Annotated in this window: 11 protein-coding genes; 2 read left to right on the top strand and 9 right to left on the bottom strand. The window is 34.7% G+C overall.

Annotation, left to right across the window (positions count from 1 at the left end; genetic code table 11):
• Positions 1 to 6: 6 nt before the first annotated feature.
• A complete protein-coding gene (locus LG375_RS09365) occupies positions 7 to 708 on the bottom strand; it encodes an ABC transporter ATP-binding protein (RefSeq protein ID WP_002884692.1) in 702 nt (233 codons plus the stop codon).
• Positions 709 to 1,812: 1,104 nt separating this feature from the next.
• Between LG375_RS09365 and LG375_RS09370 the strand changes: the two genes are divergently transcribed.
• On the top strand, positions 1,813 to 2,430 hold the full coding sequence (locus LG375_RS09370) for a hypothetical protein (RefSeq protein ID WP_225745690.1): 618 nt from the start codon (positions 1,813 to 1,815) through the stop codon (positions 2,428 to 2,430).
• Positions 2,431 to 2,548: 118 nt separating this feature from the next.
• Here the strand turns inward: LG375_RS09370 and LG375_RS09375 are convergent, their stop codons facing one another.
• The 8 genes from LG375_RS09375 to LG375_RS09410 form a co-directional block, all read right to left on the bottom strand.
• Positions 2,549 to 2,848, bottom strand: a complete 300-nt coding sequence (locus LG375_RS09375; RefSeq protein ID WP_021143723.1) for a YbaB/EbfC family nucleoid-associated protein — start codon at positions 2,846 to 2,848, stop codon at positions 2,549 to 2,551.
• A 78-nt stretch (positions 2,849 to 2,926) separates the two neighbouring features.
• The gene (locus tag LG375_RS09380) at positions 2,927 to 4,078 is read right to left on the bottom strand and encodes a site-specific integrase (RefSeq protein ID WP_225745691.1); all 1,152 of its coding nucleotides are present in this window, start codon (positions 4,076 to 4,078) and stop codon (positions 2,927 to 2,929) included.
• 11 nt (positions 4,079 to 4,089) lie between these two features.
• Entirely contained in the window at positions 4,090 to 4,326 is a 237-nt protein-coding gene (locus tag LG375_RS09385) for a DUF3173 family protein (protein WP_037604072.1), read from the bottom strand.
• Positions 4,327 to 4,905: a replication protein gene (locus tag LG375_RS09390; RefSeq protein ID WP_225745692.1), complete on the bottom strand. Its 579-nt coding sequence runs from the start codon at positions 4,903 to 4,905 to the stop codon at positions 4,327 to 4,329.
• 133 nt (positions 4,906 to 5,038) lie between these two features.
• Complete coding sequence (locus LG375_RS09395) at positions 5,039 to 5,653, bottom strand: hypothetical protein (RefSeq protein ID WP_037604070.1); 615 nt, start codon at positions 5,651 to 5,653, stop codon at positions 5,039 to 5,041.
• 2 nt (positions 5,654 to 5,655) lie between these two features.
• A complete protein-coding gene (locus tag LG375_RS09400) occupies positions 5,656 to 6,732 on the bottom strand; it encodes a helicase HerA domain-containing protein (RefSeq protein WP_225745693.1) in 1,077 nt (358 codons plus the stop codon).
• A complete protein-coding gene (locus tag LG375_RS09405; protein ID WP_225745694.1) occupies positions 6,732 to 7,046 on the bottom strand; it encodes a hypothetical protein in 315 nt (104 codons plus the stop codon). The genes LG375_RS09400 and LG375_RS09405 overlap by 1 nt, the downstream gene beginning before the upstream one ends.
• Before the next feature lie 104 nt (positions 7,047 to 7,150).
• Positions 7,151 to 7,675, bottom strand: a complete 525-nt coding sequence (locus LG375_RS09410; protein ID WP_225745695.1) for a hypothetical protein — start codon at positions 7,673 to 7,675, stop codon at positions 7,151 to 7,153.
• Between the two features lie 288 nt (positions 7,676 to 7,963).
• On the opposite strand from LG375_RS09410, the gene LG375_RS09415 reads away from it, so the two are divergent.
• The coding region (locus tag LG375_RS09415) for a hypothetical protein (protein ID WP_225745696.1) at positions 7,964 to 9,379 on the top strand (1,416 nt) is incomplete at its 3' end.

A 9,379-nucleotide genomic window follows, 5' to 3' on the forward strand; every position in this document is an offset into this window, starting at 1 on the left:
TCCTTTCTAGTATTCCAAGTCCTCGATTTTTTGTGGATTAGGATTAAGTTCCACACTCTTAATCTTGGCATCGTGCATTCGAATGACACGATCGGCAATTGGAGCTAGAGAAGCATTATGGGTAACGATAATAACAGTTGTTCCCTGTTTGCGAGCCATTTCTTGAAGGAGGGTCAGGATTTGTTTCCCTGTTTGATAATCCAGAGCCCCTGTTGGTTCATCACAAAGAAGAATCTTTGGATTTTTGGCAACGGCGCGTGCAATAGCGACACGTTGTTGCTCCCCACCAGATAGTTGTGATGGGAAGTTGTCTAAGCGGTCTCCCAAACCGACTTCGACGAGTGTTTGAGTAGCATCTTTAGCGTTTGGAACGATTTCAGATGCTAGTTCGACGTTTTCCCTGGCCGTAAGGTTAGAAACTAAGTTGTAAAATTGGAACACAAAGCCAACGTCCTCACGACGATAGGTTGTAAGTTCTTTGGCTGTGTATTCAGAGATATCCTTACCATCAATAATGACGCGGCCTTCGTCATTGGTGTCCATACCACCTAAGATGTTAAGAACGGTTGATTTCCCAGCGCCAGAGGCACCAAGAATAACGACAAGCTCCCCTTTTTCGATATCAAAGCTTACGTCGTTGTTTGCGATAATTTCCAGATCACCGGTTTTATAGCGTTTATAGCTATGCTTCATTTGAATATAAGCCATGAATTTCCCTTTCATACGAAAATAATGATGCTGATAATTACCTATCTTTCCGTACTCTATTGTAACGGATTTTCCTTGGAATATCTAGGTTTTGAGGGAAAAAAAGGTTTAAAAGTAGAGAAGTTCTTCTTACATGTGACAGAAATGTGGACGAAGCGCTTACATATGAGAAAATACTATTTCAAATGAGCTTTGAGTAAGGTGAAGATTTGGTGAAATAGTTATAAAGTTAGGTAATTTTTAGTCGTTTACAGAGTGGATATACTATTTTTTTTCAATTTCCATAATTATCGGAGAGTTTAGGTCGGTAAATACTTCATCATAGGGGTGCCAAAGGGGACCTAATTTTCCGTCAAAGTTGATGATAGATAAAGAGTTTTTTCATAGTTTCTAGCAATGACGTATCCAGAATACGGACATTTTTTTGAATTTGGAGGATACATTTTCTATATGGGGAAAGTTATTTATGGGGAAATAGAGGGCTTTTCGCAATGATTTTTTGTGTGTTAGTTATTTTTAAAGAAGTTGTAAACACCTTAAAAATATATATCTAAATGAGAGATGTGCATCTTTAGGATTAGTTATTTATTATGGGATGTTCCATAAAGTTACCCTTAAATCCTTTTGTTGTGGCATTCTTTTGACTAATAGAGGAATTCTAGTTCCTAATCTTATTTTAGGATGTTTAGAATTCGACTTCCTGTCTCAAGAATTCTTTTTTATAGTTACATTTAAAGTGTTTGGACAGAATTTTGCTATCCGATAAAATTTTTGGGAAGATGAGTCAGCAAAAGTGCTTTCTGAAGAATCTGTCTAAAAAATAACTATTATTTCCCTAAGTACTACTTAAAGAAATTACCATTTGCATAACGTAAAAAAGCTAATCTGATAATAGATTAGCACCAATTTTAAGACATGAAGTTGTCATTTGTTTAAAATGCTTAAAAATTAAAGAAACGCTTGAAATCAAGAGGATTGCATGCTAATATTGTTATCTGGGTGAAGGGGTGGTCAAACAGCTCAACCAACCTTTTGCCTCCTACAGCAGTAAATAGGACGCCTTGTTAGCCAGTTAGAGCTAACCAAATAAATAGTGAGGGATTTATGATTAAGAACAAAGATAATGGTTTTATCGGCAAAGCAATAATCAGCTTAATTGCTACTTTGGGGACTCTGGCTCTATTCATGGGTACCAGTGGGGCCTCGGCTGACGTCAAAGAAACTCCTAAACTTGATTTAGATGCCAATATGACTAAGGTTCAAACCGTTAGTGATGAAGACTTGAAGAATCATGATGGGCAAGCTCAGGATACGAAGAAGCAAGAAACACCTGGACAAAAACAGCCAGAAACTGAAGAATCTAAGACTACAGATGAGGAAACTCCTGACTACATCGTTATCACCGAGGTAGTGGATTCGTCGGAGCATAAGCAAGACTCTAATCAAGTGGTTGATGGAGTAGCTCAAACGCTTGACCCAGGCTTGTTGAATGAGATTTTAGCTCAAACTAGCGAGGTTGGAGAATATCAGATTTATGTCAAGAATGATGATGAACTATTAATCTCAGGACCTGTACCTTCCCAAACAGCGAATGAAGATGTGAATTACCCTACTTTAGAAAGTTCATTGGATTCAGCGAGTATTTACTTAGGTCAAAAGAATCGTTATAAATTGGCAAACGAAGAAGACGCACAGTCAGGTCTTGCTTTGGTTGAAGAATAAAATTTTTATATGACTAACACAAAAAGACTTGGATTTCTTGTCCAAGTCTTTTGTATGTTATGACTGAGTTGCTAGATGAGTATATAGAAAAAGGAACCGTGAGATTCCTTTTCGTTTTTTAGAATGGCAATTTACCTGCAAAGGCACCCATTGATTTTTTAGTCGCTTCGTCAATTTGTTCAAGAGCATTGTTAAGTGCTTGAACAGTCATATCTTGGAGTGTTTCCACATCATCAGGATCTACGACAGCATCAGCGAAAGTGATGTTAACTACTTTTTTGTCACCAGTTAATTCAGCAACTACCAAGTCTTGTGCTGATTTTCCAGTGAAAGTTGTAGCAGCCAATTCAGCTTGACTTTTTTCCATTTGTTTCTGAAGCTTTTGAGCTTGCTTCATCATGTTTTGCATGTTCATCATAATATTTTCTAGATTCCTTTCATACCAAGGGTTTAGCCCCTGTTTGTTACTTTTTGATGCCTTATTTTGCCTTATTCTTTAAAAATTATCAAAGGCAGAAGCTACCTCTTTTTGTTGAGTTGGGAATAAATGTGAGTATACATTTATTGTTGTGTTGATAGAGCTGTGTCCAAGACGTTTCATAAGTGTGAAGAAAATATAGTCTTTTCCCTCTCCATTTCTAAGACCTTGTGAGACGAGAAAGGCTGCATGAGAATGTCTAAAATCATGATTACGAATCAGTTTTAAATTTTTAGGCATGCGTTTTTTCAGTTTTGTCCTGAAATTAGAAATATCTGGACTGGTTAGAACCTCTGGTGAGTTTTGGAAAATCTGTAAAGAGTCAGTGTTGTCTGTAAAAGCCTTGAGTAGTTCAAATTGCTTTGCTTTCCAACTTTTTAGCTCTTCTACAAAAGCATTGTGAATGTATATGCGTCTGTTAGATTGAGTAGTCTTAACAGTTCCAATATGAACCTCACTATTTCGGTAGTATGCTGAAAATTTTACATCAACGTATTTTTCATCAAGGTTGATCTGCTCCCAAGTAAGTGCTAGTGCCTCACCAATTCGAACACCAGTATACATCAATAACCGATATAAAAGCTGGTATTGATATTCTGATTCCTCAAAAAGTGAATCAAATCGTTTAAATTGTTCAGGTGTATAGTAGGCCATTTCTTTGTGTTGTTGTGGCAAACGACGCAGACCATCACAAGGATTGTTCGTTCTAATGCCATTGGTTACAGCAATATCAAACAGTTTATGAACAAAGATTATTTGTTGATTAATGTGTGAATTGGTTAGTGTGCCACCTTTTACGCTAGGTTGTTTTCTTAACCAGTCACGATATTGCTTGATATCTTGAAGCGAGACCTCTTTCATATTAGCATTCTTAAAATACTTAGAGACGTACATCCGATAATAAGATTTTTGACTGTCGATAGTACCTCTTTTATTACCTCGGATTTCATCTTCTTCTTTGACAAGAGAGTAGAGGTAAGCTACAGAGACTTTGTCTTTGTGTCCCACTTGATGAAGTTTATTGATACGGTAATCAGCTTCATAACGTTCAGCTTCTTTACGTGATTTGAAATTTGTTTTTCTGTGACGCTTTTGACCGCCTGTTATAGCGTCATAACCATCACTAAGATCCACCTTCCATTTTTTATTTTTTTGTCTAGTTACTGCCATGTGTAATCTCCTTACTCATTAACAGTATCTTCCAGTACGGGATTAATTATATCATGTTTAGCGGATAACTCAACACCTAGAATGTCTTCAATGGTTTTTAAAGGGACACGTCCCACCTTTTTATTTCCATACCACTCAAAGCCATCTTGTAGGAGCTTTTGTTTGGCTTTTCTGATCAACTTGCTAGCCTGTGCATCGGTATATCCTGTAAGGATCATTAGTTCAATTTTATCTACAATTTGAATCATTTACTTATCCTCTTTTCTATCTTTCTGATGTCGTCGAGAGTCTAAATACTTAGCAAAAAAATAGGTTTTGTTCATTAACAGTCCCAAAAGATAAGGGTTATCTGTTCGTGCATACCTCACGAGTGTATTAAACTCTGTAAAGTTGTGTTCTTCTATAATATCAATAATTAAGGATAAAAAATTATCTGTATTACTGTTGACTAAAAATTTATCAAGCTCAAAACCACAACCTGATTCGATATCATTGATGTTATAGGGTGTCTTCTCTGGATTTTCAGCATGAGTAAAATAGTCATACATGCCTTTGGGTGACATTATAGGTTCAACATGGGATGGACCATTTAATTTTTCTTTGATTAGTTCTGATACTTGAGAATAGCTCTTTAAGGACTCAAAGTATAGGGCACCATGCTTGTGTGCTTTTTTGAACTCACCAGTTTCCTTATTGATATCTTTATCATGCCATGGACTGAGTACAAAAGGTATATGTAACTCTTCAAGGATTTCTAGGTAATTATGGGGTGTACTTTCTTTATAAATCAGGAAAGCCCATTTGTTTGACCGTTTTTCTTTTGGCAATAGTATTATCCTTCCTATGATTATTGATTATTGGTGTAATGGGGGTCGTAGTAGCCCCATTACACAGTAAAAATGTTATTTGAAAAGGCAGTACACTTGGCTTTCACTACGTGAGCCAGGCACTGCCCTATTATTAACGTTTAGTTCCTTTAAACCAGAGCTTATTTCCCACCCTTAGAGGTGTGGAAAAATAGTAGTTGGGGTTATAATTGGAGATTTCTTCTTTGATATGTTCTTCCATATCTTTCAAAAGTTTTTGAGCTTGTTGAGTTCTAGGCAACTTTAAGAAAATAGAAACCTCTTCTTGATGGATATCGACAGTGCATTTCCTAACGGATTGGTTAAATTCACTCAAAACAGGATTGAATCGTGTAATGGTTTGGTTTTCGATTGTTACGATAGGTTCAGAGTATTCGACTTGTTTAAGAAATTGACGCATTCGGATGGTTTGATAGACTGACTTGAAGTAATTCCAAAGGGAATCTTTAGCAATCCGATAAAGTAGTTGACCGATTACCAAAATTGAGGAGATAGCTAGGATAGAGATTGAAAAAACTAAGATGACTTGTTTGATATTATCTAGACTATCATTGATTAGGATAAAAGAGTTATTATATTGAGATAGGCCACTCAGTTCGATAGCTTGATAAAATAATCCTAAACAGAACTGTGCTAAGAAACAAATCAAACCTATGATGGTGAGATTTATGATAAGGTTGTAAGTTTTTTGGAAGAATGATTTTTTCATATTTATAAGATACCTTTCTTAGTGTAATAGGTTGGACAGAGCAAAGGTAGGACTTGATAAGGGTGTTCGTTATCGATGATTTGAATTAACCCAGTTCCTTTTCCTATTGGGATGACTATACCCTCAGGGTCAAGATCTGGAAATAGGAATTGCGTAGTTTTCTTATTGATATTTCCAATTTGAATGAGTACATTTAACTGTTCACGAACGGATACAGGGATGGTATTATGGTCAAAACGCTGACTTACCAGCAGTAAGTGAACTTTTGTCGCTCTACCTAAAAGGGCAATTTGGGACATGAGAGAAAAGAAGGAATCTTTGATTGTCTTATTAACACCCTCTGACAAAGCTAGGACCTCATCAATCACGATAGTTAGATGGTCGAAGTGCTGATTTGGATTGTTATATAGAATCTCTTGCCTTTGTTGGATAAGGTTAAGGCAATCACTAAGATTTTCATTGATTTCAGACACAAAATCTGATTTAGAGCGGTTTCGTTTAGGATGGATAACGGCAATGCCATTTTCTCTTGCCCATCGTGATGGGGTATCAAACTTTGGGTCTATTATAATAAGGTCAGAGATCTGTTTGAGGTGACTAAGAAGATAGGTCAGGGTGTATGACTTTCCTGAGCCACTATTGCCGGCAATGGCTAGAGAAGTGACGTTATTATAATCTAGGACAAGATTTTTCATGATTGGAATAATGTCTTCCTCGTGACTCTTAGTGAAGCTGTCTAAATCAGAGATGATAAGTCGTTCGGAGACCCCTAATTTCCATGGAAAGAAGAGACCACGTTGAACATGAATATCATTAGTGTCAAGAGCCATAAAATAAGCAGAGTTTTGCTTTAGCAAAGTATATCGTGGGTACAATGATGCGTTAGCAATTAGGAAGATTTTTTGGTAGAGTTCATCGTCGATAATATAGCCAGCAGGCAAGCGAGGAAGAAATAGAAAACCTTCGTCCATAATTTTGCAGTCAAAACTGTTAGTGTAGCTTGTCTCACCTTGCATTAGAGTACCGAGCCCCATGTTAAGACTCTGGAGAAGGTATTGTTCTAGTTCTCGTTTTGTCATTACTTAACCTCCGTGATTCCGTCTGCTTTAAAATAAACATTGTAACCAACCTCACAAGCTTGAAGGTTATCAAATGTAACCATGGTCATATAAGGTGGAAGAGTTACCTCAGAGTTAAATTTCACAGTGAATGGAGGAAGCCCTTTTTGTGAAAACCAAGCTTTATAAGCGATTATCTCCCCAGTAGGCTGGTTGTCCTCAAACCGAATCTGTGGTTCTAATTCAGTGCTTAAGCAGTAAATAGCTTGCTTCTTGTCGATATATTCAGTTGCAGTATTGGCTGAGTAGCCACTTTTGCGATTACGTGTTTTCATGTGTAATACCTCGTTTTTAAATTTCGTCTTAGCTAAGAACAAATATAGTCTATAATATTTGAATTAGTTAAACTGTCATAATTTTTGATAGTTTATAATGGATGTTATGATATAAGACACGCTAATTCTGAAAGCCAATCAGTTAATTTTTCGGCGATTTGGTAGGAAGTTTCTTCTTCAGGAAATTCCGGAATAAATTGAGATAATGATTGTAATAATGGATTTCGATAGGTGTTTATGAATTTAGATATAGTTGAGTGGTTTATTTGTCCATTGAGTTTATTTACTAGAGTTTTCTTTAGTATAGTTTGGTCAAAACAAGAATCTATTATAACCGTCATAATAATGGCTTCGATTAGTTGTAATTCAAAGTCTTGGCTTGGGAAAAACAATTCTTTTGGTGTTTTGTAATTAAGAGAGGCTTGGAAGGCAAGCGAGGCATTGAAACTAAGATTTCTTTTTCCCTTGATAATTTGACCAACAGTTGTTTCTGAAAGAAGTTCAATATCATCAGCTGAGTAGTCATATGCAATTTGATTCTGTAAGATTTTTAAATCTGTCATTTTTTGTTTGATAGCTTTACCTAATAATTTAGTGTAGAGTTTTTTAATTACGTTTGAATAAGTCATTTTTCTTTCCTTTGCGTCCAGGGACGGAAAGAAACTAGTATAGTTTGACCGATAAAGGTATGAAAAAGCACACCAAATAAAACGGTGAAACTTTTTACATAGATTGAGACAATTAAATAAGTCTATGTTTGAGTTTCAATCCGTCCATTTGATGCGCATCAGGTAGGACATAATATTTTTTTGAAAGACTTATCTATATACAATTTGAATTTGTATTTTCTTAAATCTTTCATGTATAATTAAAACAAAAGATGGTTTCATTGTAAGCCTGGGATTGAGGGAACTTTTATGGGAGACAATATTTATTATCAACAGAAATTCCAAAATTTAATTAGTGTATCTAAGTCCTTATCTATTGGTTATGGAATATTACGCTATGTCTATTTAAGAGAAGAACTCAATAAAGGGGTTCATGACTTCTTAGGTGAAAAATTTAAAACTTGGGATGATTGTATCTCCGAACTTCTTTTTGCTAAAATGAGCAACATTTATGAAAGTAACTTTACTATTAATGATATTTATACTCTTTGGAACAATGGGGATGTACGAATACATTTTGATAAAGATACTATAAGAAAGAAAGTTAGAGCATTTGAAAAGAATCTTGATAATATGAATCAAGCTTTTTTCTCTAAGCAGGATAAAGATGAATTATTAAAGATAATTAATGAATCATGGTTTGGAAAAGAATATAAAAAAATTTCTCATATCCTATTTGAGATAAATAAAGGGTTAACTCAAAAGTATTCTGACCGAAGTCAGGATGAAATGTTATTAAGTTTAGATAAAAAATTATGCTTAATTCCGTTTGAAGGAATAGCAGAACTGGGACTTGAACTAGATACTTCGAGAGTAATTAAGCATGAGAACGATTATTATATTTTTAAGTCTTTGGAAGATAAAAGAAAAACTCTTCAAAATCTTGAAGAACAGATGAAGCAAAAATATAATCTATTTATTGATGAGTTTAGTTCAAAGTATTCTTTGATGATATATGGAGATTTGAGACCTCCATTAACGAATATCTCTTTTGAATTCCTTTCTAATTGTAGAGCAATTATCGTCGATTTTAAGGATAAAATTGTAAAGATAGGTGAAAAACATTATGATTTTGATACACCTATGGTAAAAATGAAATCCAAGTCAGGAAATAAAAACTCTGAGATTAAACAAGGAGATTATCAAAAGGTATATAATTCTGTCTTTGTGAGTGGATTTATAAAATTTTTGAGAGAGGATTTAGGAAAAAGTAATAGGCAGTATAGGAAAGTACGTTACTTTGATTTTCCAACTAGAAAAGAGATTTATGACAATCTGTTAAAGTTAAAAAGTGATAAAGAAAGATTGATTTTTAGAGTTGGCGAATATAACAATAAAATTATCGCATCCATACTAGACAGTGTGATTAGTAGTTGTTGTACAACATTAAGTAAAATGTATGAACTAAGGCAGATTTTCATTATATTTTTCGGAATCCATTATCAGGTAACTTTTCATAAATATTATTCAATTACTGAGGAATTTCCTAACTATGTTATGGAAAAAATTATTTTTCTAAGTGAGCGATGCTTTGACTACACTTTAAAGAATATTTTATTTGAATCATCTGAAGGATATGCTAAAAAAATGATAAATCTTAACATTCAAGGGGAACATCAAGAACAATTAGATTTATTTAATTCAAAGTATAATCAGAGTGATTAC

The organism is Streptococcus sp. Marseille-Q3604, assembly GCF_916619785.1.
In the GTDB taxonomy this organism is placed as follows: Bacteria; Bacillota; Bacilli; order Lactobacillales; family Streptococcaceae; genus Streptococcus.